Raw genomic sequence first — 26032 nt, 5'->3', positions numbered from 1 at the left:
AGCCGGTGTGCCATCCGCCCGCACACCGGTGTTCCATGCCAGGGTTGGTATCATGCCCCTGAAGTTCTTCCTCAAGCTCTATGCCCGCCTTGCCGGCCTGACCGCGCTGGTCGTTCTTTTATGTGTTCTGCTGTTCACCGGTATCAATACGGTACGCTCACAGTTCTGGCACGAACGTTTTCCCGAGCCCCTGATGCGCTGGCTGGCGGCCGCTCCGGCACCGGTACAACAGTACCATTGGCTGACCTCGACGGTGGATCTCCGCATGGGCGCCCCTTCCAGGTTCAATCTGTCCCCGGTGGCCCTGGAGCGACTTGGTTACGGTCAGGTGGTTGGTATTGAGAGTGGCGTGGGGTATCGGGTTCTGGTAACCGGGCTTGCCGGAGAGGTTCTGCAGCTCCGTCTGAACGAGCCCTACCGGGACGTTTCAGAAACCATTGGGCTGATCTTCCGCTGGCATCTTGATTCAGCCTCGGCGGATGACCGTCTCAATGTTGCTTCGCAAATGGCCCGGTCTCTCAATGTAGAAGTTCACTCTCTGGACGATGCCGCTCTGCTGCCGGACCCTGACGTTCTGGACCAGGTTGCCGAGCGTGGTCTTGCCTTTTACACCGACGAATCGGACGGTTGCGGCCGGGTGATCGTTCAGTTATCCGATGGCGAGCTGTACCGGATCGATATGCCAACTGCGTTTAATGCCTGGGCCTGGCCGGTTGTCTTGCTGCTGGTGCTGGTACTGGGTGGGGTGCTGGCCGTTGCCCTTTTCCTGGCGCTCCGGGAGGTGGACAGTAATCTCAGAACCGTTGAGTCGGTCGCGGTCCGAATCGCTCGTGGCGAGATGGGCGCCCGGGTCCAGACGGGCGAAGGAACACTGGTTACCCGCTTGGCCTCGTCTTTCAACGGGATGGCCGAACATATACAGCGCCTGGTGCAGGTGCAGCGGGAAATGATCCATGCCGTTTCTCACGAATTACGTACCCCGGTGGCCAGGATCCGCTTTGGTGTCCAGATGATTGAGGACTGCCAGGACCAGGCTGCACTTCAGAAGCAGCTGGATGGTATTGATGGCGATATCCAGGAGCTGGACGAGCTGATCGACGAGATCCTGACCTATGCCCGGCTGGAGCAGGGTGGTCCGGTATTTTCCCTTCAGGAAAACTCGGTCACCGACATTGTCCGTCAGGTAGTTTCTGAACAACAGATGGTTCGGCCCGAGCTGAACATTGAAGGTGATATCGATGAGGTTTCCGAACGTTGGGCATTGTCGGATATCGAGCCTCGCTACCTGCACCGGGCGATCCAGAATCTGGTGGGCAATGCCGGTCGCTATGCCGCGGGCAAGGTGCTGGTAAGTTGCCACTTTGATGAGGACAACTGCCGCATCGACGTCGAAGACGATGGGCCCGGCATTCCTGAGGAAGACTGGGAGAAGGTGTTTACCGCGTTTGCCCGTCTGGATGACAGTCGTACCCGAACCTCCGGCGGCTACGGCCTCGGTTTGTCTATTGTTCGCAGGATTCTGTACTGGCATGGGGGCCACGCTTTCGTCAGCAGGAGTGATACGCTCGGCGGCGCAAAATTCAGCCTGGTCTGGCCCCGGAAAAAACCTGTGGACTCAATTGTGTGAAGCAGGGCTCATCGCCTCACCTGATGTAACAAAGTGACTACACAAGCACTACTGAAGTGTTTGGCTGCCGGGTTAATAATCGAAAGCGTAAGGGATGACTTTTGAGGTTGTAGTTCTTACGAACTTTCCTTGTTTCATTCGTCATTTGAGGGCCGGTTTTCCGGCCCTTTTTTTATGTCCTTTCCCAAATTCCGTATCGGTCACCCTTTCCCGGCTGCTCTGCTGTTAGAATCTCAGGAAACAACAGGAGGCCATCCATGACCCGCTATCTGCTCGCCATTGACCAGGGGACAACCAGTTCCCGTGCCATTGTTTTCGACCACACGGGAAACAGCGTTGCCACTGACCAGCAGGAATTTCACCAGTATTTCCCGAAAGATGGCTGGGTAGAGCATGATGCCCAGGAAATCTGGGACAGCACTCTGGCGGTGTGTCGTGGCGCCCTCGACAAAGCAGGCATCGAGGCCTCGGAGCTGGCGGGCATCGGCATCACCAACCAGCGTGAAACAACGGTGATCTGGGACAGGGGAACCGGCGAGCCGATCTACCACGCCATCGTCTGGCAGGACCGTCGAACGGCGTCCTGGTGTACCAAGCTGAAATCTGACGGCCATGAGGACATGGTTGTAGAGCGCACAGGGCTGTTGATTGATCCCTACTTCTCGGCCACGAAGATAGCCTGGATCCTGGATAACGTGGAGGGCGCCCGTAGCCGGGCTGAATCCGGTGAGCTGGCTTTCGGAACTGTGGACAGCTGGCTGCTCTGGAACCTGACCGACGGCAAATCCCACTGTACCGATGCCACCAATGCGTCTAGAACAGCGCTCTTCAATATTCACAAGCAGGACTGGGACGACGACCTTCTAGCCCTGTTCCGCGTGCCCCGGGCCCTGCTGCCGGAGGTCCTGGACAGCGCCGCAGATTATGGCACCGCCGAAGCCCGTTGGTTGGGCAGTCCCGTCACTATTGCCGGGATTGCAGGGGACCAGCACGCTGCTCTGGTGGGGCAGGCGTGCTTTCGCCCGGGCATGGCGAAAAGCACCTACGGTACCGGCTGCTTCCTTATGCTTAACACCGGTGATCAGGCCGTCCGGTCCGAGAACCGGTTGCTGACCACTATGGCCTATCGCCTGAACGGCAAGCCCTGTTACGCGGTGGAGGGTAGTATTTTTGTCGCTGGTGCGGCCATGCAATGGCTGCGGGACGGGCTCAAGCTGATCGCTCACGCCAACGAATCTTCGGCCCATGCCGAGGCAGTCGGAGTCGATAATCCGGTGTATCTGGTTCCGGCGTTTACCGGTCTGGGGGCACCTCATTGGGACCCTCACGCCCGCGGCGCCATCATGGGCCTGACCCGGGACACCGGAATTGGCGAGATTGTCACCGCCGGTCTGCAGTCGGTGTGTTATCAGACCAAGGATCTGGTGCGAGCGATACAGAACGACGGTGCCCGGCTTGAATCGCTGCGGGTGGACGGCGGCATGGTGGTGAACGATTGGGTCATGCAGTTCCTGGCCGACATACTGAATGTCACCGTTGACCGTCCCCGTGTCACCGAGACAACTGCGTTGGGGGCGGCTTACCTGGCGGGGCTGCAGACCGGTGTTTTTGAGAGCCTTGAGCAGATATCCGGGCTCTGGGAACGTGAGCGGCAGTTCCACCCGGAAATGCGACCGGCTCTGCGAGAAGCGCTCTACGCAGGCTGGCTGGATGCCGTCGAACGCGTGTGCAATAACTAGAGTCAGGCGGTGCGCTCGAAGGCAATCAGATGATCCGCCTCGACCCGCACCGGAACATGCTCACCCAGATTGAAATCCAGATGGCTACGGAACAGGGCCTCGAACTCCGTGTCCTCGGAACATCGGAAGCGGTACAAGGTTGAAGTGCCAGCAAAGGTTTTCTCAACCACCTTTGGCTGCAGATCCGAGTCGGGGTCATGAACGATGTCATCAGGGCGGATCAGGACGTCAACCAGAGTGCCGGGCTCCCATTTGTAAGCCCGGTTACCATGGATAACTCCCAGCTCGGACTCAATGGTATCCGGCCCAAGGGCTGTGCCGGGGATAAACCCACCCTGGCCAACGAAGCTGGCAACGAAACGATTCGCTGGTTCGTGGTACAGGTTGTAGGGTACGTCCCACTGCTGGATCCTGCCATCGCGCAACACCGCGACCTGATCGCACATGGCAAAGGCTTCCTGCTGGTCGTGGGTGACCAGGATAGCGCTGATGCCCAGAGTCTTCAGGATTTCGCGAACATCCAGGCTCAGCCGCCGGCGCAGATCTGCGTCCAGGTTGGAAAACGGCTCATCAAGCAAAATCAGGGTGGGCTCGGGTGCCAGGGCGCGGGCCAGGGCAACCCGCTGCTGCTGGCCGCCAGACAGTTCATGGGGGTAGTTGTCTGCCAGATCCTGCAGGTGCACGACATTCAGGAGTTCCATGACCTTCTGCCGTTTTTCTGCCTTGTTCAGATTACGCAGACCGAACCCCACGTTGTCTGCAATGGTCAGGTGCGGAAACAGGGCATAATCCTGGAACACCATGCCGATCCGCCGTTTTTCCGGGGGCAGGGTGCGCCCGGGCAGGCTTATGGCCTGGGACTGCAGGCAGATTTCGCCGCCGCTTAGTGGCAGAAAGCCGGCGAGGGCGCGCAGTATCGTGCTTTTGCCGCAGCCGCTGGGGCCGAGAAGACAACCGATGTCGCCATGACTCAGGGCAAAACTCACATCCTTGACCACTGAATCCCCGCCGTAGCCGCAGGACAGGTTGTTGACCTCAAGCAGCCAGTCTGCCGGAGATTGCGCGGTTGTGCTCATGAAGTCAGTCCAGCCGGTTCAGGATGAGAAATTCAAGCAGGGCCTTCTGTGCATGCAGGCGATTTTCAGCCTCGTCCCAGACTACGGAGGCGGGATGCTCCATCATATCTGCCGAGATTTCCTCGCCCCGGTGGGCAGGCAGGCAGTGCATGAAGAGCGCATCCTTGTCAGCTACAGCGAGTAGCTCCGGGTTGATCTGGTAGCCACTGAACGCTTTTTCACGGGCCTTCTGTTCGTCTTCTTGGCCCATGGAGGCCCAGACATCCGTCACCAGAAGCTGTGCGTTACGGGCTGCCTCTGCCGGCTCCCGGAACACCTTGACCCGGTCTTCGTGGCTTTTGATCAATGACTCGGCCGGTTCGTAGCCTTCGGGGCAGGCAATGTTCAGGTTGAAATCAAACTGGGCGGCGGCGTTGATGTACGAGTGGCACATGTTGTTCCCGTCGCCGATCCAGGCCACCGTGGCACCACGAATGCTGCCACGGTGCTCGCGGTAAGTCTGCATGTCGGCCAGCAGCTGGCAGGGATGAAAATCATCGGTCAGGGCGTTGATCACTGGCACCCTGGATGCAGCGGCAAAGCGCTCCACTGTCTCGTGGGCAAAGGTGCGGATCATCACCGCGTCGACCATGCTGGAGATGACAATGGCAGAGTCTTCAATGGGTTCGCCGCGGCCAAGCTGGGTGTCCCTGGGCGACAGGAACATTGCGGAGCCGCCGAGCTGGACCATGCCGGCTTCAAAAGAAACCCTGGTTCGTGTGGACGATTTCTCGAAGATCATCGCCAGGACCCGGTTTTTCAGGGAGTCCCGAACCTTGCCTTGCCGCCATTCCTTGCGCAATGCCGAGGCATGATCAACCAGGCTTTCAAGCTCGGTGGTTGTCATGTCATTCAATGTCAGAAAATGTCTTGCCGCCATGCAGTGGCCCTTATCTCAACGAACCCCGCCGCTGGCGGGATTGCCTGAACGTTGGCTGAAAAATGGGGCATCAAGTCTAGCCCTTCGGAGCAGGTATGACAACGCTGTAACGGGGCTGGAACTGCCGGTGTTGCGCGAGGTCAAATCAAGGTGTTTGGTGAGGGGTTAGGCACCCGTGTACAATGGCATCAAGAAAATTGCCGTGTGGCAAGACTGCTCCAACAGAGGTGAATGTTCATGGATATCAATGAAACCATTAAAAGCCAGCTCGAAGAGAATCCGATCATCCTGTACATGAAGGGCAGCCCCCAGGCGCCCCAGTGTGGCTTCTCGGCCAAAACCGTACAGGCTGTAATGGCTTGCGGAGAGCGCTTTGCCTTTGTGAATATCCTGGATAACCAGGAGCTTCGTGAAGCCCTTAAGGTTTACTCCAGCTGGCCGACCTATCCCCAGCTCTATATTAACGGTGAGCTGGTTGGCGGTTGTGACATCGTTCTGGAAATGTCCGAGAGCGGTGAACTGGCCAAGCTTGTGAAAGAGGCCGCGAAGCAGGCAGAAGCCTGAGGTTGCCGCTGGTCAGAGCCGTTTCGGGGTGAACAGCAGTTCGACCTCGAAGCGGTTCCGGCTCCCGCCGTCTTTCGGCGGTTGGGGGTAGGGGCTCGCTGCCAGAGCGGCCCGGTATGCAGCCTCGTCAATTCTCTTGATACCCGTCGATTTCAGCACCCTTGCCCGGGTCAGGGCGCCATTTCCGAGCAATTGCAGCTCCACTTCCATGGCCACTGTTTCGGTCAACTCACTCATTGCCGGCACTCTCAGCTTCTCCAGCTCCCGGGCCAGGTGGATGGCCAGCTTGACCACGTAAGGGTCCAGTTCAGCCGGTGACTCGGTTATTCGTGTAACCTTCTGTTCCGGGCTTTCCGCAGACGGTTCCCGTTCTGCTCCGGCAGAGGCGCTGGTGCTTGACCGTGCAGCTTCGCTTTCCGGGGTACTGGTATTGGCTCGCTCACTCGGTGCCGGGGTTTTTGTTTGACGGGAGGTGATAGTCTCGGGTTCCGGTGGGGATTCGGGGCGAGGGGGATCAACCTCAAAAGGCGGGATCCGGGCTGCGTCCTGGCTCGGGCTGGGGTTTTCAGTCATGTTGGCGACGGCTTCACGTGCGCCTCTGGGTACCAGCTCAAAACGGACACTCTCCTTGTGAGTGGTTGCACGTTCTTCCATGGGAGTCGGGATGCCTGAAAGCAACAGCGTGTGAAGGAAGAGTGCAAGAGAAACTGCAAGCCCCAGCCGGTACGTGGCCGGCAGGGGATTAAGACTGCTGTTGTCAGGCATTGGCGTCAGGCGGTCTTGCTCCGCAGGGTACCGACGACCGCATCCAGGGCCCGATCAATCAGCGCTCCCTGCTCAAGCAGGGTCAGCCGGCCGCGCCGCATTTCGTGGGCCAGTTCAATCCGGGTTTTCTCAATGACCTTCAGCCCCATCCGGTTCACGAAGACAAAGCAGTCTGCTTCTTCAATGATGGCCGAAAGCTTGCACCGGAAGCTGGCGCCATTGACGAGACGGAACTCTACCCAGTTGCCGATTTCTATACTGTCTATCTGCGCCACGTACTCGGAGATAGCCGCCTCTTCCAGCTCCTGCTGACGTTCAACAGCCGTCTGGTGAACGGTGGCAATCTCCTCTTCTTCCGGCTCCTCGGGCGAATCCTGAAGCGCTTCGATTGCGGCATTGGTACGGAATGCTTCGGCCAGCTGATGCTTAAGCTGGCCCATCATCTCGTCAAGTCTGGATGAGTTATAGGACACTTCTTCCAGTCCTGATCGCAACGACTTCAGCAAGCCCGGCACGACGCGCACCCATTGGTCTCTTTCGTCGTCTTCCTGATGAGGGTGAAGGCACCAGATAAGATCGTCGACAACTTTGACGGTTGCGTTCCATCGATGCTCCACATCGTCCCGGAGATAGGCAAGAAACATCACGCGGCTCCAGCCATTCATCAGGATGTCGTGGATGGATTCGGGAAGTTTATAACGGGAGACTTTCTGCTTCAGAAGGTTATCGACGGTTTGTTGGGCTGTCTGGGATTTGATCCGACCCCGCTCTGATTCCCTGGTTCGCTGCTCCACCAGTGACGCCTTGCGGTTCTCACGTTCGAGAAATTGCTCGAATTCCTGGTTCAGGGTTTCAAACAGCGCAACGTCGCCGTCAAATTCGTTGAGAATCCTTTGCACAATGTTATGAATCTGTCCGTAGAGTTTGTCTTTGGTTTTTTCGTCGCTGCTACTCCAGCCGATGCCAGCTCTCGCGAGGGAGTTCAGAAGCCGTCTGGCCGGGTGCGTAGCCTGGCTGAAGAAACTTTTGTCCCGGATAACCACTTTCAGGATCGGAATCTGCAGCCTGCTTATCAATACCTGAACTGGAGCCGACAGGTTGTAATCATCGAGAATGAACTCGAACAGCATGGAGACGAGGTTAATGAGGTCTTCATCAATTTCGTTAAGCGCCGGTTTTCGGCCATCTCCAGTATCGGTCTGGGAAAGGAGCTGTTGTACCAGTTGACGCAGATCAACGCTGACCGGTTCGCCAGCGCTCAGGTTGCCCTGATCCTGCCGGGCGCCTGACAGTGGCAATGAATTCAAAAGACTTGCCAGTTCGGAGTCACCTACTACCCGTACATTCGGGTCTGATGCGCGGGGAGGTATGCCCGCATTGGCCCGCTGAAGCGCCAGCATCTGTCTGATCTGTTCAAAAACCGCACTACTGCTGCCGGCCTGGCCGGCCCGTTCTGTCGCTGAGGCGTCCGGCGCTTTCTCCTCTGTTGGCGTATCTGTCGACTGGGCCTTGGAGGCATCATGCTGCTGTCCGGCTTTGCCGTGATACCTGAAATTCGGAATGATCCCCGCCTGAATCAGTATGCGGTTGGCTTCATCCAGAAGCATGCCCAGGTTGGAGACAACGTAGCGGTCAAACTGTTTTAGCAGAATCAGGCGTTCCCGAATCTGGATTTCCAGAGCCTGTATGGCCTCAGTGAACGCGCTGCACAGGTGTTCTGGCGCCATGGGATTCACCGGTGATTCGTCGGTGGCTTCCGGATACACCTGGCTGAAGCGGGTCTGGAGCTGAAGCAGCGGGCCCTGAAAGTGTGCTTTCGCCTTGGTGATCATGGCGTTGAGCGCAACCTGTTCTTCAAGGTCGTCGTTGCCGACCAGGGCGAGGGTATCTGCGCTGGCCTGCTTGTTCAGGGTTTCTTCCTGGAGCGGGCCAGTATGAGGGGGGTTGGCAAAGTACTGAGCAACCGTGTTCTGAAAATGCCGCTCCACACCCTTCCGCTTGATGCGTATTTCACGCATCGCTTCGAAATACCGGTTCTGTTCATTATTGCTGCGGGCATTGTTGGCCAACTCGAACAGTGAATCGTCGACGGCGTCGAAGGCGCCCTGCAGCAAATCACCAAGTCCGGCGACAACGGTGTCCCGGATGCGGGTGACCTCCGCAGGAACCGGTCTGTTACTTCCGGCTTCCCTGTGCTCACGGAGGTAATGTATGCCGGACTGCTTGTTCATGGCAGACTCCTGTTTACGCCTCAACCGGATACATGACCGAGCGGGTAATCCTTGAATTCTCGTTATTGGTTAAATTTACCGCATTTTTCTCAAAGTTAACATGACCAAACGCTAACCTGGGAGCAAATTCAAAAAAACATGGGGTGCCGAAAAGGCACCCTCATGCAGGTTACTGACTTGCCGAAGAATTCGTATTCAGCTCACATAAACCGGACCGATACCCATGCTCCAGATGACGACGCTGATGGCAAGCAGAGCGACGAACATAACCAGGCCCACTGTCAGGACTGCAGAGGCGAACATAAAGCCCTTGTCCGCCGGTATCTTCATCAGGATAGGGAGGCCTTCATACAGCAGGTAAACGGCGTAGGCAACGGCCACCAGGCCTGCCAGCATGTTCACCCAGATGTTCGGATAAGCGGCGATGACTCCGATCAGGAAAATGGGGGTCGCCGTGTAGGCGGCCAGGGCCACACCTCTGGGAGTTCGCTCGACCGCGTCATAAGTGGCCGCAAAGAAATCGATGAACTTGCCCAGGACAAAGATCCCGGCAAGCATGGCGCCATAAAAGAGCACCGATAACTGCAGCGCGCTCGTCATCGACAGTTTTGTAATCTGGCCGTCTCCAATCTGCCAGCCCACCTGGGTTGTTCCGAAGAAGCCGGCCACTGCCGGAATCAGCGCCAATAACAGAATGTGACCTGCATATAATTTCGTGACGGACTCGGATTCATTGCGAATCGCCTCCCACTCCTGGTCAGGATGGGCGAGCAGGCCAAACGTGTGTGTCAGACTCATGGACGTATTCCTTGTGATTGTTTTTGTTTCGCACGCTCCTTCAGTGTTGGTGGGGGATCAACGGGGGTCAAGCTGGCGGTTAAATTTTGATCTTTCAAGAACGGGAGGCGCTATAACTGTGGGGTCTATAGCGCCAATCCGGGAGCGCTCTCGGGGGGGGCTATTGTTTTAGTGAAAGTGAGCGCTTTTTGCGCTTTTTCGGGTGCACAATGGCTGCCTTCACAACATTGTCCTTGATTTGCAGCACCTCTACCCGATGACCGTCCACTTTCAGGCAGACGTTGGTGTCGGGGATGTTCTCCAGGGTTTCAGTGATCAGGCCATTGAGGGTTTTCGGCCCGTCGGTGGGGAGCTTCCAGCCCAGGGTCTTGTTGATGGTTCTAACGGCAGAGGTGCCGTCGATAATAAAGGTGCCATTATCCTGGGGAATAATGTCCGGGCTGGTGGCGGCGTAATCCGTCGTAAAGTCCCCGACGATTTCTTCGAGTATGTCCTCGAGGGTGGCCAGGCCCAGAACGTCACCATATTCGTCCACTACCACGCCAAACCTGCGGCGACCCTTCTGAAAGTTGATCAGCTGGGTGTTCAGAGGCGTGCTTTCCGGAATGAAATAGGGTTCCTGGCAAAGCTGCATGATCATGGCCTTGTTGATCTCATCCTGCTGAAGCAGTTTCGACGCGCTGCGCAGGTGCAGTATGCCCTGGATGTTGTTGATGTCGCCCTTATAAACCGGAAGCCGGGTGTGCTGGCTGCTGCGCAATTGACGCAGGATTGTGTCAGTGTCGTCCTCCAGATCGATTCCTACCACCTCGTTGCGGGGCACCATGATGTCATTCACGGTTACTTTTTCGAGATCCAGGATACTGACCAGCATGTCCTTGTGCTTGGCTGGAATCAGGGCCCCGGCCTCGTTCACCAGTGTTCGGAGTTCTTCGCGACTCAGATGGTCGTTTGCGGCATCCGCAGCAGAAACGCCAAGCAGCTTGAGAATGCCTCCGGTAAACAGGTTCACGGCCCAGACAATCGGGTAGAGGATTTTCAGTAGGGGGCCAAGGATATAGCTGGCGGGAAATGCGATTTTCTCGGGAAACAGTGCCGCCAGGGTTTTCGGGGTTACTTCCGCGAAAATCAGAATCACGATGGTCAGCAGGATGGTGGCGATGGCGATGCCGGCATCGCCCCAGACCCGAATCGCGATAACCGTGGCGATCGACGAAGCAAAGATGTTGACGAAGTTGTTGCCGATCAGGATGACGCCAATCAGCTGGTCGGTGCGTTGCAGCAAGCCCTGGGCGCGCTTGGCACCCTTATGGCCGGTTTTGGCCATGTGTTTTAGGCGGTATCGGTTGAGGGACATCATCCCGGTTTCGGAGCTTGAGAAGAAACCGGAGAGAAGGATGAGTCCGACCAGGAGAATAAACAGCGCAGTAAGCGATGTTTCGTTCAAAAGAGGTGTCCTTATATTGCTGACAAGTAGCGAAAATAGGGTTTTGGCAAGTGTTGTGTCAAGAGAATACCGGGAGTTCCCGGGACTAGCCGCCGCGCTGGAAGATCAGTTCCAGCACAAACTTGCTGCCATAGAATGCCAGCATTAGAAGGGCGCAGCCCGCAAGGGTCCATCGGCTAGCGGTAATCCCGCGCCAGCCTTTTGTGTAACGGCCTATCAATAGCGCTACGAAAACCAGCAGAGAGAGGATGGAGAACAGGGTCTTGTGAGCGAGGTTCTGGGCAAAAAGATCCTCTATAAAGAGGGCACCCGTCACGATTGCCAGAATCAGCATCACAACGCCGGCCCAGACCATTTCAAACAGTAGCGACTCCATTGTCTGCAATGGCGGCAGGTTGCGAACCAGCAGGCTGTTGTAGTTGTGCTTCAGTTGGCGGTTCTGGAAATAAAGAAGAACCGCCTGGATGGCCGCCAGGGTAAAGAGGCTGTAGGCTGTCACCGAAAGTGCTATGTGGGAGAGCATGCCATAGCTTTGCTCCGACACCAGTCTCGAGGGGCCGTGTGTAACAAGAGCAAGGATGATGGTGAGGCCGGCAAGAGGATAGACGCCCAGGAACAGGCTTTGTACTGGTTTTTTGAGGTTGAGCCCCAGCAACAGAAACACGATCAGCCAGGAAATCAGAACCGAGCTTTTGAAAAAGCTGAAATCGAAGCCGCCGTCATGGTGGACCGTCTGGCCAATAAGAAGTCCGTGGCTGGTCAGGGCAAGAACGCCAATCAGGGTGGTAATGGCAATATTGCTCTGAACCCGGCCCCTGAAATGCAAGGCCTGCAGCGCGGTACCGACGCTGTAAAGAAAAAGAGAGGTGACCGCGAGAATCAGCGTTCCCATGACTTCCTTATTTACCACTGTTCTGACTGGGGATCGGCGCTGGTTTCGGCCGATTTGACCGGGCTGGTCGTTTCAGGGCGATAGTCTGGTTATAATGTCGCGATTATGCAACTGGAATCAAGGAGTCGTCGCAGGCTCTGTCGATTCACGCACTCAATTTATCCGGGGTACGGAAGAGCAACATGTTTGAGAACCTCCAAGACCGACTTTCCGGCAGTCTGCGCAAGATTTCCGGCCAGGCGCGCCTCACTGATGACAATATAAAGGACACTCTCCGGGAAGTGCGGATGGCGCTGCTGGAGGCGGATGTCGCCCTGCCGGTAGTGAAGGACTTTGTTGAGGGCGTCCGCAATCGAGCCATTGGCCAGGAGGTGCAGCGCAGCCTGACACCGGGCCAGGTCTTCGTAAAAGTTGTCCAGCAGGAGCTGGAACGGGTGATGGGCGAGGGCAACGAATCCCTCAACCTGAACGTCCAGCCGCCGGCAGTGATTATGATGGCCGGTCTGCAGGGTGCGGGTAAGACCACTACCGTCGCCAAGCTTTCCCGCTTCCTCAAGGAGCGGCAGAAGAAGTCCGTTCTGGTGGTCAGTGCGGACGTCTATCGTCCTGCCGCGATTCGCCAGTTGGAGACCCTTGCCGGCGAGGTGGGTGTCGAGTTCTTCCCGAGCAGCGCCGACCAGGATCCCGTGGATATCGCCGAGGGCGCGATCGCAGCCGCCAGGAAAAAGCACATCGATGTGGTGATTCTTGATACCGCCGGTCGACTCCATGTCGATGAACAGATGATGGGCGAGATCGGCCGGCTGCATAAGGCGGTCAATCCGGTTGAGACCCTGTTCGTGGTCGACGCCATGACCGGTCAGGATGCGGCCAACACCGCCAAGGCGTTTAACGATGCCCTGCCACTTACGGGTGTGGTGCTGACCAAAACCGATGGCGACGCCCGTGGCGGTGCCGCCCTGTCTGTTCGCCACATTACCGGCAAGCCAATCAAGTTCCTGGGTGTGGGTGAAAAGTCCGATGCCCTTGAGCCGTTCTACCCGGACCGGGTCGCGTCCCGGATCCTTGGCATGGGGGACGTGCTCTCACTGATCGAAGAGGCGGAGCGCAAGCTGGACCAGAAAAAGGCCCAGAAGCTCACCAAGAAAATCAAGAAGGGCAAGAGCTTTGACCTGGAGGATTTTCGTGATCAGTTGCAGCAGATGAAGAACATGGGTGGCATCGGTGGCCTGCTCGACAAGCTGCCGGGCATGGGTCAGATGGCCCAGGTGGCGCAGCAGCAGGTTAACGACAAGTCCATGGGGCAGATGGAAGCCATCATTTGCTCGATGACGCCGAAGGAGCGGCGTTACCCGGATGTGATCAACAATTCCCGCAAGCGTCGGATCGCCACGGGGTCTGGAACCCAGATCCAGGATGTGAATCGTCTGCTGAAACAGCACAAGCAAATGCAGAAGATGATGAAAAAGTTTGGCAAGAAAGGCGGTATGGCGAATATGATGCGCGGCATGGGTGGCATGATGCCCCCGGGCGGCGGTGGGGGCGGCGGTATGCCTCCGTTTGGCCGTATGTAAAAAGCCTTACATGGAAAACGGGGAAACAACTGGTTTTGCTGTTTTCTTTGGCGCTTTTTTAGCATAGAATAGCGCCCCTTTCGAGTATGGGTCTTCGCGTCAGCTGGTGTTCAGCAGGCGTGAATCGTACAAAGTTCGTTCAACAGAACAGGATATTGGTTAAATGGTAATTATCCGTTTGGCTCGTGGTGGCTCCAAGAAGCGCCCGTTCTACCATCTGACAGTCACCGACAGCCGCAAATCCCGCGACGGTCGTTTCATTGAGCGTGTAGGTTTCTTCAACCCGGTTGCCCGTGGTCAGGAAGAGAGCCTTCGCGTCGATCGTGAGCGTGTCGATTTCTGGCTCGGTCAAGGCGCGCAGACTAGCGAGCGTGTTGCACAGCTGCTGAAGGCTGCTGGGTAAGACAGTACTGATACCGGGGTTTATGGCATGACACAGAATTCGCAGGAAACTGTGATCGGCCGCATTACCTCGGTGTTTGGGGTCAAGGGGTGGCTCAAGGTCTTCTCCTACACCGATCCCAAGGATGGAATACTGAACTATCCCGATTGGACGCTTGATCTGGATGGCAAACGTATTCTGGCCAAGCTTGAGGAGGGTCGCCGCCAGGGGCAGGGGATCGTCGTCAGGCTGAAAGGTATTAACGACCGTGATCTGGCCCGCACATACTGCGGTGCTGAAGTCAGGGTTTCGACAGCTGAGTTGCCGGAACTCCCTGAAGGGGAGTTTTACTGGTTTCAGCTGGAAGGTCTTGATGTGTATACGGTCGATGATGAGTGCCTTGGTAAAGTGCACCATCTTATGGAAACCGGATCCAACGATGTTCTGGTGGTACAGGCCACGGCAGGTTCCATCGATCAACGTGAGCGTCTGATTCCTTATCTGCCTGGCGAAGTGGTCCAGAATGTTGATCTGGATTCAAAGCGCATGGTGGTGGACTGGGATCCGGAGTTCTGACGGGTGTGGATTGGCGCAGTCAGTCTGTTCCCGGATATGTTCAGTGCGGTAACAGATTACGGGATTACGGGAAGGGCAGTCCGGGATGGGCTTTTGACTTTCCGGAGCTGGAATCCCCGTGAGTTTACCCACGACCGGCATCGCACGGTAGACGACCGGCCATATGGCGGTGGCCCGGGTATGCTGATGAAAATTCAGCCTCTCCGGGACGCAATCCATGCGGCAAGGGAAGCGGCACCCGGGAACCCCTGTGTGGTTTACCTCTCGCCTCAGGGCGAGACGCTGACTCAGTTCGTTGTTGAGTCGCTTGCGGCAGAGCAGCAGCTGATTCTGGTGGCCGGCCGGTACGAGGGTGTTGATGAGCGCCTGATAGCGACGGAAGTCGATCGGGAAGTGTCACTGGGTGATTTTGTGCTTTCCGGTGGCGAACTGGCAGCGATGGCTGTTATCGATGCGGTTACACGCCTCATCCCCGGAGCGCTGGGTCATGCGCAGTCGGCAGAGCAGGATTCTTTCGCCGACGGTTTGCTGGATTGTCCGCACTACACCCGGCCCGAGGTTTACGAAGGTCAGGCGGTGCCGGATGTTTTATTGGGCGGTCACCATGATCAGATCCGGCGTTGGCGGCTGAAGCAGTCGCTGAGGCGAACCCGGGAGCGACGCCCCGACCTGCTTGAAAGGCGGGTGTTTACGGACGAAGAGCGTGAGCTGCTGGAAGAGATTTTGAACGAACCGGGTGCCTCTGAATGATCAGGGCATTAACAGATTGGGTATCAGGAGCATTACGATGAGCGGCAAGAACAACATCATCAGTCAACTTGAAGCAGAACAGATGACCAAGGAAATCCCTGCGTTTGCGCCGGGCGATACCGTGGTCGTTCAGGTTCGCGTAACCGAGGGTAACCGTGAGCGTCTTCAGGCGTTCGAAGGTGTTGTCATCGGCAAGCGTAACCGCGGCATGAACTCCTCTTTCACCGTACGTAAGATTTCCTACGGTGTTGGTGTTGAGCGTACCTTCCAGAGCTTCTCCAAGCTGATCGACAGCATCAGCGTGAAGCGTCGTGGCGATGTTCGCCAGGCCAAGCTCTACTACCTGCGCGACCTGTCTGGTAAGGCGGCTCGTATCAAGGAAAAGCTGGGCTGATCAGCAAAGCGCTGAACAGCAGGCAGAAAAAGGCAGCCCCGGGCTGCCTTTTTTGTGTCTGAGGTTCCGGTATGCTTGTCGTGAGACGTTCGCAGTCTGGGAGCTCGCCATGAGAGCGGAAGATGAGTCTGTAATTGTCCGGTTTGTTGATGCCATCTGGCTGGAAGACGGGCTGGGCGAAAAGACACGGCAGGCCTACCGGAGTGATCTGTCGCGATTGGCGGAATGGCTGGAGAGCCAGCCTGGCAAACCCGCATTGACCGACGTTCGCCGAACCGACCTTCTGGCCTGGATGTCGCGGGGGTTGGCTGAAGGGGTCAAGAGCTCCACGGCGGCCCGGCGGCTGTCCGGACTTCGGCGTTTTTACCGCTTTCTGCTGCGCGAAGGGCTTATCGCTGAAGACCCGACCCTGCGGATCGACAGCCCGAGGTTGCCCCGGCGTCTTCCCGATTCTCTGACGGAAGAAGAGGTGGATGCGCTGCTTTCCGAACCGGATCCGGGGGTTGCCATCGAGCTCCGGGACAAGGCCATGCTCGAGATACTCTATGGTTGTGGCCTGAGGGTCTCCGAGCTGACAGAGCTGCGGGTTGATCAGGTAAATCTGCGCCAGGGCGTGGTTCGGATCACCGGCAAGGGTGACAAGGAGAGGCTTGTGCCCCTGGGGGAGGAGGCGGTGGATTGGCTGTTGCAGTACATGAAGGAAGGCCGGCCTGAGCTTCTGAAAGGCCGCTCCTGCGATGCGCTGTTCCCCGGCAATCGGGCGGCAGCGATGACCCGCCAAACGTTCTGGCATCGCATCAAGCATTACGCCCTGCGAGTTGGTATCCGCAAACACCTTTCACCCCACACGCTCAGGCACGCGTTCGCCACGCATCTGCTCAATCATGGCGCGGATCTGCGGGTTGTTCAGATGCTGCTGGGTCACTCGGATCTGTCCACGACCCAGATCTATACCCATGTGGCTCGTCAGCGGCTCCAGTCGCTGCACCAGGCACATCACCCCAGAGGGTGATGGACCGGCTGCGTGCGCTGGCGGAGGTGAACTTTCCTTTTATGTACTTGTCGCATTGAATTGATTCCCGGCCTGTGCCAATACTGCCCGGGTTATTTAACTGCTCTCTGAAAAAGGTTGTTTGTCAGAATGAATATGAAAACTGCGGTTGTGGCATTTGCCTTCGGTTTCGGCTCACTCGTTATGGCGAATGTCAGTGCCGGTGAAGTCGAAGACCGGATTTCCGAGCGCCTGACCGAGGCCGTCCCGGGCCTTCAGGTGATGTCGGTCAAGGAGTCCGAGGCAAAGGGGCTCTATGAAGTCCAAAGCAACAATGGCGACACGATTTATGCGACCGAGGATGGCCAGTATCTGATGACGGGGGATCTTCTGAAGATTACCGATCAGGGCATCGCCAATGTCACGGAAGCAGCTCGCACTGAGGCCCGTCGCGAGATGATGGCGGATTTCGATGCCAATGGAGTGATCAGCTTTCCCGCGGATAACGAAAAGGCCGTCGTGAGCGTGTTCACTGATATCGACTGTCCTTATTGCCGGAAGCTGCATGACGAGGTTCCGCAGCTCAACAACTATGGAATTACCGTCAATTACTATGCGTTCCCGCGGTCAGGTCCCAATACTGCTTCCTTCAGAAAATACGAGTCGGTGTGGTGCGCTGACGATCAACAGGCGGCCATGGACGCAGCCAAGGCTGGCCGAAAGGTCGCCGATGCTAGCTGTGAAAACCCGGTGCGTGAGCAGTTTGAGCTGGGGGGTCGGGTTGGCGTAACCGGCACTCCCGCCATTGTGCTGGAAGACGGTAACATGGTTCGTGGCTATGTCCCGGCGCAGCGTCTGGCCGAGGGGCTCGGGCTGCTCTGACAGCCTTCCGGACACGTCGTCCGGGCTTCGTTGTACGGTATTTGCGATGGATCCGATTCAGGGCTTATTCAGTGAGGCCTGAATCGGTATACTATGCCCGCCTAATATAATTCATCAGCACCCCTTCGGGATCAGAGGTGAGAGTTTGAAAGACGTCAGTGTCGGAATCTGCGGATTGGGAACCGTCGGCGGCGGTACCTTTAATGTCTTGACCCGCAACGCCAGGCTGATTGCCGGCCGGGCCGGGTGCAAGATCCGGATTACCCGGATTGCCAGTCGACGGGCCCGCGAGGATATGGACCTTGGGGATGTGCCCTTCAGTACCGACATTTATGACGTGGTGAACGATCCCGGCGTCGATATCGTGGTGGAGCTCATTGGTGGCTATGACGCCGCGCGGGAGCTGGTGCTCGCAGCTATCCGCAACGGCAAGCACGTGGTTACTGCCAACAAGGCCCTGATCGCTGTCCACGGTAACGAAATTTTTGAAGCGGCCGAGAAAGCGGGCGTCGTGGTGGCCTACGAGGCGGGTGTTGCCGGTGGTATTCCGGTTATCAAGGCCGTACGTGAAGGCATGGCGGCAAACCGCATCGACTGGATTGCCGGCATCATCAACGGTACCGGGAACTACATCCTGACCGAGATGCGTGCCGGTCGTGAATTTTCCGAAGTTCTCAAGGAAGCCCAGGACCTGGGTTATGCGGAAGCAGATCCGACCTTTGATGTGGAAGGCATTGACGCCGCCCACAAACTGACCATTCTGGCGTCCGCCGGATTTGGTGTGCCCCTGCAATTCGAAAAAGGCTTCACCGAAGGCATCTCCAAGATTACCCCTTACGATATTGCCCACGCCGAGCTATTGGGCTATCGCATCAAGCACCTCGGCATTGCCCGTCGTCGGGATGATGGCATTGAGCTGCGCGTTCACCCGACCCTGGTGCCCCAGAGCCATCTGATTGCCCAGGTTGATGGCGTCCTCAATGCTGTCCTGGTGGATGGCGATGCCGTTGGTCAGACCATGTATTACGGTCCTGGCGCAGGGGATGAGGCAACAGCGTCGGCTGTCATCGCAGATATCGTTGATGTTGCCCGTGCTGTGGCAACAGAAAGCAGCCTCCGTGTGCCATATCTTGGTTTCTCACCGGATGCCATGGAAGACCTGGATGTGCTGTCCATGGAAGACATCCAGTCTGCCTACTACCTGCGCATTACTGCACTGGATCGTCCGGGTGTGCTGGCAAAGATTGCCTCCATCCTGAGCGAGCATGGCATCAATATTGAGTCGATCATGCAGAAGGAATCCGAGCTGAAAGATGGCCGTATTCCGGTGATCATCCTGACTCACACCGTTCAGGAGCGGCAGATCAACCGTGCGATTGAAGAGCTGGAAGCCCTGTCCGATACCGATGGCCAGGTTGTCCGCATCCGCGCTGAAAACTTCAACTGACAGGTACGAACGTGAGATACATCAGTACGCGGGGTGAAGCGCCCGCACTGGGCTTTGAGGATGTTTTGCTGACCGGTCTGGCGACGGACGGCGGCCTCTACGTTCCCGAATCCCTGCCACATTTCAGTCTGGAAGAAATCCGAAGCTGGCGCGGGCTTTCCTATAGTGAGCTGGCGTTCAAGGTCATGCATCCCTTCGTGGATGACGCGGTCCCCGCAGACGATTTCCGCAAGATGCTGGACGAGACCTATGCGGTCTTCGCCCACAAGGCTGTGGCCCCGCTGGTTCAGCTGGATACCAACGAATGGGTCATGGAGCTGTTCCGCGGCCCGACCCTGGCCTTCAAGGACTTCGCCCTGCAGCTGTTGGGCCGCCTTCTGGACTATGTCCTGGAAAAGCGCAAGCAGCACGTGGTTATCATGGGAGCGACCTCCGGTGATACCGGCTCTGCGGCAATCGAAGGGTGCCGCCGGTGCGAGCACGTGGATATTTTTATCCTGCATCCGCACCAGCGCGTTTCCGAAGTCCAGCGCCGCCAGATGACCACCGTCCAGGGTGACAACATCCACAACATTGCTGTGCGGGGCAACTTTGACGATTGCCAGCGCATGGTGAAGGAGAGCTTCGGCAACCAGTCGTTCCTGGGTGGCAGAACCCAGCTGGCAGCCGTGAACTCCATCAACTGGGCCCGGATCATGGCCCAGATTGTTTACTACTTCCACGCGTCCCTTGCCCTGGGTGGTCCGGATCGCAGCATGGCGTTTTCAGTACCCACAGGGAACTTCGGCGATATCTTTGCCGGCTACCTGGCCAAGAAGATGGGGCTGCCGATTTCCCAGCTGGTCATTGCCACAAACCGCAACGATATCCTGCATCGTTTCATGAGTGGCAACAAATACGAACAGCACCAGCTGGAACACACCCTGTCTCCGAGCATGGATATCATGGTGTCGAGCAATTTCGAGCGTCTGCTGTTTGATCTGCACGGCCGTGATGGGCTGGCAGTGAAGACCCTGCTGGAAAATGCCGCCAAAGGCCCGGTCAGCATTGAGGATTATCGCTGGAAGCACGCACGCAAGCTGTTCGACAGTGATGCGGTGAATGATAAGACCACCTGCGATACCATCCGTGAGATTTACGAGCAGAACGAGTATCTGCTCGACCCTCACACCGCCATCGGGGTTCGCGCTGCGCGCAGCTGCCGGCGCGATCACGCGGTACCGATGATCACCCTGGGTACTGCACACCCGGCCAAGTTCCCGGATGCTGTAGCCGAGTCCGGCCTGAGTGTTAAGCCGCCGCTGCCGGCTCATATGGCCGACCTGTTCGAGCGTGAAGAGCGCTACACAGTGCTGGATAACAACATTGCCGGTGTGCAGGAGTTTATTGCCAAGCACTGGAAAAACGCCTGATCGGGTATGACACCAAAAAAGATCCTGCGTCGCCCCCAGCCCGAGACATTCCCGGACTGGGGGCAAAACCTGCCCCCCTTGCTTCGCCGCCTGTACGCCGCCCGTGGCGTAACCTCTGATGAGCAACTGAGTTACACCCTCAAGCACCTTGCTTCACCGTTGTCACTTCGGGGCATCGATCGGGCTGTCGAGCTTCTTGCAGAAGCCATCGAGCAGCAACAGCGGGTTCTTGTGCTCGGGGATTTTGACGCCGATGGCGCCACCAGCACGGCCGTCGCCATGCTTGGCCTTTCGATGCTGGGTTTGGAGAGCATCGATTTTCGCGTCCCCAGCCGGTTTGCCGATGGCTACGGCCTGACACCGGGTATTATTGAGCGGTTGCGCGATGAAGGTCAGCTTCCCGATCTGATGGTCACCGTCGATAACGGTATATCCGCCGTTGAGGGCGTTCGAGCGGCAAAAGAACTTGGCGTGAAAGTGGTGGTGACGGATCACCACCTGGCCGGCGAAGAGCTTCCGGATGCCGATGCCATCGTCAATCCCAACCAGCCGGGTTGTCCTTTCCTGAGCAAGAACGCCGCCGGTGTTGGTGTCATGTTTTACGTGCTCACCGCGTTGCGCAAGCAGCTCCGTGAAACCAATCGCCTGCCCGATCCCGAGCCGAACCTGGGGAGCCTGCTTGACCTGGTGGCCCTGGGTACGGTGGCTGATGTCGTGCCCCTGGACCATAACAATCGGATCTTCGTGGAGCAGGGCCTGCGCCGTATACGTCAGGGCGAGGCCCGGCCGGGAATCCTTGCACTGCTGGAAATCGCAGGCCGAGACCACACCGCGATCAGCTCAACCGATCTCGGTTTTGTGGTTGGCCCCCGCCTCAATGCCGCGGGACGGCTTGATGACATGAGTATCGGCATTGCCTGCCTGCTGGCAGACAGCCCGGACGAGGCTCGTCGACTGGCCCGGGAGCTGGACACCTTCAACCGTGAACGCCGGACCATCGAGAAAGACATGAAGGCCCAGGCACAGGATCTGCTGGCTTCCATGTCTCTTGATCTTGAGGGGCTGCCCTGGGGCCTCGCCCTGTTTGATCCTGAATGGCATCAGGGGGTTATCGGCATCCTCGCGGCCCGAATTCGAGAGCAGACCCACAGACCAACCATTGCCTTTGCCCCGGATGACAATGGCGAAGACATCAAGGGCTCCGCCCGTTCCATCCCGGGTTTGCATATCCGGGATGTGCTCGCGGTGGTCGATTCCCGCCACCCCGGCATGATGAAAAAGTTTGGTGGCCACGCCATGGCCGCCGGCATGACCCTCGCCAAAGCGGATCTGGATGCTTTCTCCGAAGCCTTTGATCACGCCGTTCGCGACACGCTGTCGGCGGAGGATCTGGAAGCTGCGATCACCACCGACGGGCCCCTTGGGCCAAGCGAGCTTTCCCTAGACACCGCGGCACTGCTCAAGCGGGCCGGCCCCTGGGGGCAACACTTCCCGGAGCCGCTGTTCGACGGCGAATTCCGGGTGGTGAGCCAGCGAATCGTTGGGGAGAACCACCTAAAACTGGTGCTGCAACCAGCCGAGGGCGGCGGAATTATCGACGGCATAGCTTTCAATACCGGCCCGGAAGTGCCCGACTACACCCGCACCGGGGCTCGGGTTGTTTACAAGCCGGATGCCAATACCTTCCGGGGGCGCACCAATCTTCAGCTTCTGGTGGATTATCTGGAGCCGCTTTCCTGAGCCTTTTTTGGGTACAGGAGTCTGGCCGCGAGCCGGGGGAGCTTTTTCTTCCGGGAAAAGAACTCGCTGCGCTCAGCCACCTTTTCCCTGCAGAAAAAGCTCCGCCGGCCCCCGGCCGATCAGGCTGAAGAATGAAACCAAAATCATGGGCAGGAGGCAGGCAAGGCTTTCCGGGAGTGTCGAAAACAGGGATGTTTTCGTCAAGCGTACAGGGATGTATTTACAGCGTCTCCCGGAAAGCCTTGCCTGCCTCCTGCTTGCACCGGTCTCTGGAATCCACATCTGCTGTTTGCTCCTCAAGGCCGGAAAACCACGGCTGATTTAAAAAGCAATTTCGGGTAGAATCCGCCCTCTGTTTTTACTCTCCATTTTCTAGAGCGAGTAAGGGTTTCATGGAAATTAATCCCATTGTGACGAAGATTAAAGAGCTTCGTGAGCGCACTGAAGCGCTCAGGGGGTATCTTTGACTACGATCAGCGTAGTGAGCGACTGACCGAAGTTGAGCGCGAACTGGAACAGCCGAGTGTCTGGGACGACCCCGAGCGGGCTCAGGCTCTGGGCAAAGAGCGAGCGGATCTTGAACTGATCGTCAAGACCATCGACAACCTCACCTCCGGCCTGGAAGACGCCGAAGGTCTGCTGGACATAGCCGCAGAAGAAGAGGATGCGGGCACCGTTGGCGAGATCGAATCAGATCTTGAGGGCCTTGATAAAGAGCTTGAGAAGCTCGAATTCCGCCGCATGTTCTCCGGCGAAATGGACGCCAACAACGCCTACCTGGATATTCAGGCCGGCTCCGGTGGCACCGAAGCCCAGGACTGGGCCAACATGCTCCTGCGCATGTACCTGCGCTGGGCCGAGCGTCGGGGCTTCAAGGCCGAGATTGTCGAGCTGATGGAAGGTGAAGTGGCCGGCATCAAGAGTGCCACCATTCACATCCAGGGCGACTATGCCTATGGCTGGCTGCGTACCGAAACCGGCGTGCACCGGCTGGTGCGTAAGTCCCCGTTCGATTCCGGCAACCGTCGGCATACTTCGTTTTCTTCCGTGTTTGTGTCACCGGAAGTGGATGACAGCTTCGAAATTGAAATCAATCCGGCGGATCTGCGGGTGGATGTCTACCGTGCCTCCGGCGCCGGTGGTCAGCACGTTAACCGGACCGAGTCGGCGGTACGTCTGACTCACAACCCCACCGGTATTGTTGTGGCCTGTCAGGCTGGCCGAAGCCAGCATCAGAACAAGGACCAGGCCATGAAGCAGCTCAAGGCGAAGCTGTTTGAGCGTGAGATGCAGGAGCGCAACGCCGAGAAGCAGAAGGCCGAGGACGCCAAGGCCGATATCGGTTGGGGCAGCCAGATCCGCTCCTATGTTCTGGATGACAGCCGTATCAAGGACCTGCGCACCAAGGTTGAAACCAGTAATACCCAGTCGGTGCTGGACGGTGACATTGACAAGTTCATCGAAGCCAGCCTGAAGATGGCGCTGTAATCAGCGCCTTTGCCACGCTAACCCGGACAACCCGATTCCTAGTGAGCCAAAATGACTGATCAAACTCAGAATGCCGCACAGCATGAGGACAACAAGCTGATTGCCGAGCGCCGCGCCAAACTGTCAGAGATGCGCGACGAGGGCAATGCCTTCCCGAACGACTTCCGTCGTGACGCCACCGCTGCCGAACTGCAGGCGAAATATGGTGATAAATCCAAGGAAGAGCTGGAGTCCCTCGGTATCAAGGTGGCCATTGCCGGCCGCATGATGCTCGATCGCAAGGCATTCAAGGTGGTTCAGGACATGACCGGCCGGATCCAGATCTACGCCTCCAAGGATGTCCAGAAAGACACCAAGCACTGGGATCTGGGGGATATCGTGGGTGTCCGTGGCACCCTGTCCAAGTCGGGCAAGGGCGACCTGTACGTGACCATGGATGAGTACGTGCTGCTCACCAAGTCCCTGCGCCCGCTCCCTGAAAAACACAAGGGCCTGACCGACACGGAAGCCCGTTACCGCCACCGCTACGTCGACCTGATGGTCAACGAGGACAGCCGTCGGGTGTTCTATGCGCGCTCGAAGATCATCAGCGCCATGCGTCAGTACTTCACCGACCGCGACTTCATGGAAGTGGAAACCCCGATGTTGCAGGTGATTCCCGGCGGTGCCACAGCGCGCCCCTTCGTGACCCACCACAACGCCCTGGGTATCGACATGTACCTGCGCATTGCGCCGGAGCTGTTCCTGAAGCGCCTGGTGGTTGGCGGCTTTGAGCGGGTATTCGAGATTAACCGGAACTTCCGCAATGAGGGTCTCTCCACCCGTCATAATCCGGAATTCACCATGGTCGAGTTCTACCAGGCCTACGCCGACTACAACGACCTGATGGATCTGACCGAAGACATGCTGCGCACCATTACGCAGAAAGTGCTGGGCACGACGACTGTCGTGAACACCCGCACCCTGGCGGATGGTAGCGAAGAAACCATCGAGTACGATTTCGGCAAAACGTTCGAGCGCCTGACCGTAGTCGACGCCATCCTGCGCTACAACCCGGACATCAAGCCGGAACAGCTGGCGGACGACGCCAGTGCCCGCCAGGTGGCGAAAAACCTCGGTATTCATCTGAAGGATGGTTGGGGCCTAGGCAAAGTCCAGATCGAGATCTTCGAGGCTACGGCCGAGCATCGTCTGATGCAGCCGACCTTTATCACCGAGTACCCGAAAGAAGTGTCGCCCCTGGCCCGCTGCAAAGACAGCAACCCGTTCGTCACCGAACGGTTCGAGTTCTTCGTGGGCGGTCGCGAAATCGCCAACGGCTTCTCGGAGCTGAACGATGCTGAGGATCAGGCCGAGCGCTTCCAGGCTCAGGTGGCCGAGAAAGACGCCGGTGACGACGAAGCCATGTTCTACGACGAAGACTACGTCATGGCCCTGGAATACGGCCTACCGCCCACCGCCGGCGAAGGTATTGGAATCGACCGGCTGGCCATGCTGTTGACCAACTCGGCATCAATCCGCGACGTTATCCTGTTCCCGGCCATGCGCCCCGAGCACAAGGCCGACAGCCGTAAAGACGAGGAGTGATCCATGAGCCCGGTTGAGGTACTGGCCAGCCAGCTCAGGCCCGGCCGGGGCTGGAAAGAACATCTCGCGGAAGAGTTCCGCCAGCCCTACATGCAGGGCCTGGCGGAATTCCTCGCCGCCGAGGAACAGGCCGGCAAAGTCCTGTTCCCCGCCAGCCAACACTGCTTCAACGCCCTCAACAGCACCCCGCTGGATAACGTAAGAGTGGTTATCCTTGGCCAAGACCCCTACCACGGCCCCGGCCAGGCCCACGGCCTGTGCTTCTCCGTGCGCCCGAACGTGGCCATCCCGCCCTCGCTGGTGAACATCTTCAAAGAAATCCAGGACGACTTGGGCATCGCTCCGCCCGATCACGGCTGCCTCCAACCGTGGGCAGAGCAGGGCGTTTTGCTGCTCAACAGCGTTCTGACCGTCGTCCAGGGCCAGGCCGGCGCCCACCAGGGCAAAGGCTGGGAAACCTTCACCGACAAAGTCATCGAAACCATCAACCGCGAACGGGAAGGCGTGGTACTCCTGCTCTGGGGCAGCTACGCGAAGAAGAAAGGCCAGCACATCGACCGCAGCAAACACCTGGTCCTAGACGGCCCCCACCCCTCGCCACTGAGCGCTTACCGGGGCTTCTTCGGTTGTAAGCACTTCTCGAAGGCGAACAACTGGTTGGCTCAGCAGGGAAAGCCCACGGTCGATTGGCAACTGCCTTCAAAAGACGCCCTGCTTGAACAGTATGGAAAGCCTTCCAAAAAGGTTTGAG

Annotated in this window: 23 protein-coding genes; 16 read left to right on the top strand and 7 right to left on the bottom strand. The window is 57.7% G+C overall.

Annotated elements, in window-relative coordinates:
• The first annotated feature begins 7 nt into the window (after window positions 1–7).
• Together A8B84_RS08870 and glpK are read left to right on the top strand one after the other, a co-directional pair.
• Window positions 8–1627: an ATP-binding protein gene (locus A8B84_RS08870; protein ID WP_227512630.1), complete on the top strand. Its 1620-nt coding sequence runs from the start codon at window positions 8–10 to the stop codon at window positions 1625–1627.
• Window positions 1628–1884: 257 nt separating this feature from the next.
• Window positions 1885–3366, top strand: a complete 1482-nt coding sequence (gene glpK, locus A8B84_RS08865) for a glycerol kinase GlpK (RefSeq protein ID WP_064227095.1) — start codon at window positions 1885–1887, stop codon at window positions 3364–3366.
• Between the two features lie 2 nt (window positions 3367–3368).
• Here glpK and A8B84_RS08860 read toward each other — a convergent pair whose 3' ends face one another.
• Together A8B84_RS08860 and argF are read right to left on the bottom strand one after the other, a co-directional pair.
• Window positions 3369–4442: an ABC transporter ATP-binding protein gene (locus A8B84_RS08860; protein WP_064227096.1), complete on the bottom strand. Its 1074-nt coding sequence runs from the start codon at window positions 4440–4442 to the stop codon at window positions 3369–3371.
• A 4-nt stretch (window positions 4443–4446) separates the two neighbouring features.
• On the bottom strand, window positions 4447–5361 hold the full coding sequence (argF, locus tag A8B84_RS08855; RefSeq protein ID WP_064227097.1) for an ornithine carbamoyltransferase: 915 nt from the start codon (window positions 5359–5361) through the stop codon (window positions 4447–4449).
• Window positions 5362–5598: 237 nt separating this feature from the next.
• Between argF and grxD the strand changes: the two genes are divergently transcribed.
• On the top strand, window positions 5599–5925 hold the full coding sequence (gene grxD / locus A8B84_RS08850; RefSeq protein ID WP_008176261.1) for a Grx4 family monothiol glutaredoxin: 327 nt from the start codon (window positions 5599–5601) through the stop codon (window positions 5923–5925).
• 12 nt (window positions 5926–5937) lie between these two features.
• Here the strand turns inward: grxD and A8B84_RS08845 are convergent, their stop codons facing one another.
• The 5 genes from A8B84_RS08845 to A8B84_RS08825 form a co-directional block, all read right to left on the bottom strand.
• Window positions 5938–6690 (bottom strand): energy transducer TonB, encoded by a 753-nt coding sequence (locus tag A8B84_RS08845; protein WP_064227098.1) that lies wholly within the window; start codon window positions 6688–6690, stop codon window positions 5938–5940.
• 5 nt (window positions 6691–6695) lie between these two features.
• On the bottom strand, window positions 6696–8921 hold the full coding sequence (locus A8B84_RS08840) for a DUF1631 domain-containing protein (RefSeq protein ID WP_064227099.1): 2226 nt from the start codon (window positions 8919–8921) through the stop codon (window positions 6696–6698).
• Between the two features lie 195 nt (window positions 8922–9116).
• Window positions 9117–9719 (bottom strand): Yip1 family protein, encoded by a 603-nt coding sequence (locus tag A8B84_RS08835; RefSeq protein ID WP_064227100.1) that lies wholly within the window; start codon window positions 9717–9719, stop codon window positions 9117–9119.
• A gap of 160 nt (window positions 9720–9879) precedes the next feature.
• Window positions 9880–11166, bottom strand: coding sequence for an HlyC/CorC family transporter (locus A8B84_RS08830; protein WP_064227101.1), 1287 nt, complete (start codon window positions 11164–11166; stop codon window positions 9880–9882).
• 85 nt (window positions 11167–11251) lie between these two features.
• Complete coding sequence (locus tag A8B84_RS08825) at window positions 11252–12058, bottom strand: inner membrane protein YpjD (RefSeq protein ID WP_008176250.1); 807 nt, start codon at window positions 12056–12058, stop codon at window positions 11252–11254.
• 182 nt (window positions 12059–12240) lie between these two features.
• Here A8B84_RS08825 and ffh point away from each other — a divergent pair, with 182 nt between their 5' ends.
• From ffh to ung, 13 genes are all read left to right on the top strand, one after another.
• Window positions 12241–13632, top strand: coding sequence for a signal recognition particle protein (ffh, locus tag A8B84_RS08820; protein WP_064227102.1), 1392 nt, complete (start codon window positions 12241–12243; stop codon window positions 13630–13632).
• A 163-nt stretch (window positions 13633–13795) separates the two neighbouring features.
• Window positions 13796–14035, top strand: a complete 240-nt coding sequence (rpsP, locus tag A8B84_RS08815; RefSeq protein ID WP_064227103.1) for a 30S ribosomal protein S16 — start codon at window positions 13796–13798, stop codon at window positions 14033–14035.
• A 27-nt stretch (window positions 14036–14062) separates the two neighbouring features.
• Window positions 14063–14590 (top strand): ribosome maturation factor RimM, encoded by a 528-nt coding sequence (gene rimM / locus A8B84_RS08810; protein WP_064227104.1) that lies wholly within the window; start codon window positions 14063–14065, stop codon window positions 14588–14590.
• A gap of 3 nt (window positions 14591–14593) precedes the next feature.
• Window positions 14594–15340, top strand: coding sequence for a tRNA (guanosine(37)-N1)-methyltransferase TrmD (gene trmD / locus A8B84_RS08805; RefSeq protein ID WP_064227105.1), 747 nt, complete (start codon window positions 14594–14596; stop codon window positions 15338–15340).
• A 37-nt stretch (window positions 15341–15377) separates the two neighbouring features.
• The gene (rplS, locus tag A8B84_RS08800; protein ID WP_048495327.1) at window positions 15378–15734 is read left to right on the top strand and encodes a 50S ribosomal protein L19; all 357 of its coding nucleotides are present in this window, start codon (window positions 15378–15380) and stop codon (window positions 15732–15734) included.
• Between the two features lie 109 nt (window positions 15735–15843).
• Window positions 15844–16746: a site-specific tyrosine recombinase XerD gene (gene xerD, locus A8B84_RS08795; protein WP_064227106.1), complete on the top strand. Its 903-nt coding sequence runs from the start codon at window positions 15844–15846 to the stop codon at window positions 16744–16746.
• Window positions 16747–16881: 135 nt separating this feature from the next.
• Entirely contained in the window at window positions 16882–17607 is a 726-nt protein-coding gene (locus A8B84_RS08790; protein WP_413772181.1) for a DsbC family protein, read from the top strand.
• Window positions 17608–17752: 145 nt separating this feature from the next.
• Window positions 17753–19054: a homoserine dehydrogenase gene (locus A8B84_RS08785; RefSeq protein WP_064227108.1), complete on the top strand. Its 1302-nt coding sequence runs from the start codon at window positions 17753–17755 to the stop codon at window positions 19052–19054.
• A gap of 11 nt (window positions 19055–19065) precedes the next feature.
• Entirely contained in the window at window positions 19066–20466 is a 1401-nt protein-coding gene (thrC, locus tag A8B84_RS08780; RefSeq protein WP_064227109.1) for a threonine synthase, read from the top strand.
• Between the two features lie 6 nt (window positions 20467–20472).
• Window positions 20473–22206, top strand: coding sequence for a single-stranded-DNA-specific exonuclease RecJ (gene recJ / locus A8B84_RS08775; RefSeq protein ID WP_064227110.1), 1734 nt, complete (start codon window positions 20473–20475; stop codon window positions 22204–22206).
• A gap of 392 nt (window positions 22207–22598) precedes the next feature.
• Window positions 22599–23694 (top strand): peptide chain release factor 2 gene (gene prfB / locus A8B84_RS08770; RefSeq protein ID WP_138103014.1). Its coding sequence is split into 2 segments (ribosomal slippage): window positions 22599–22670 and window positions 22672–23694, totalling 1095 coding nucleotides; the frame shifts between segments, so codons are not numbered across the junction.
• Between the two features lie 51 nt (window positions 23695–23745).
• Window positions 23746–25281, top strand: a complete 1536-nt coding sequence (gene lysS, locus A8B84_RS08765; protein WP_064227111.1) for a lysine--tRNA ligase — start codon at window positions 23746–23748, stop codon at window positions 25279–25281.
• Between the two features lie 3 nt (window positions 25282–25284).
• Entirely contained in the window at window positions 25285–26031 is a 747-nt protein-coding gene (ung, locus tag A8B84_RS08760) for a uracil-DNA glycosylase (RefSeq protein ID WP_064227112.1), read from the top strand.
• Window position 26032: the final 1 nt, after the last annotated feature.

It is taken from the genome of Marinobacter sp. EhC06, from assembly GCF_001650915.1.
GTDB lineage: Bacteria > Pseudomonadota > Gammaproteobacteria > Pseudomonadales > Oleiphilaceae > Marinobacter.
Note: the sequence above shows the minus strand (reverse complement) of the source record. Positions and strands in the feature narration are given on the sequence as shown.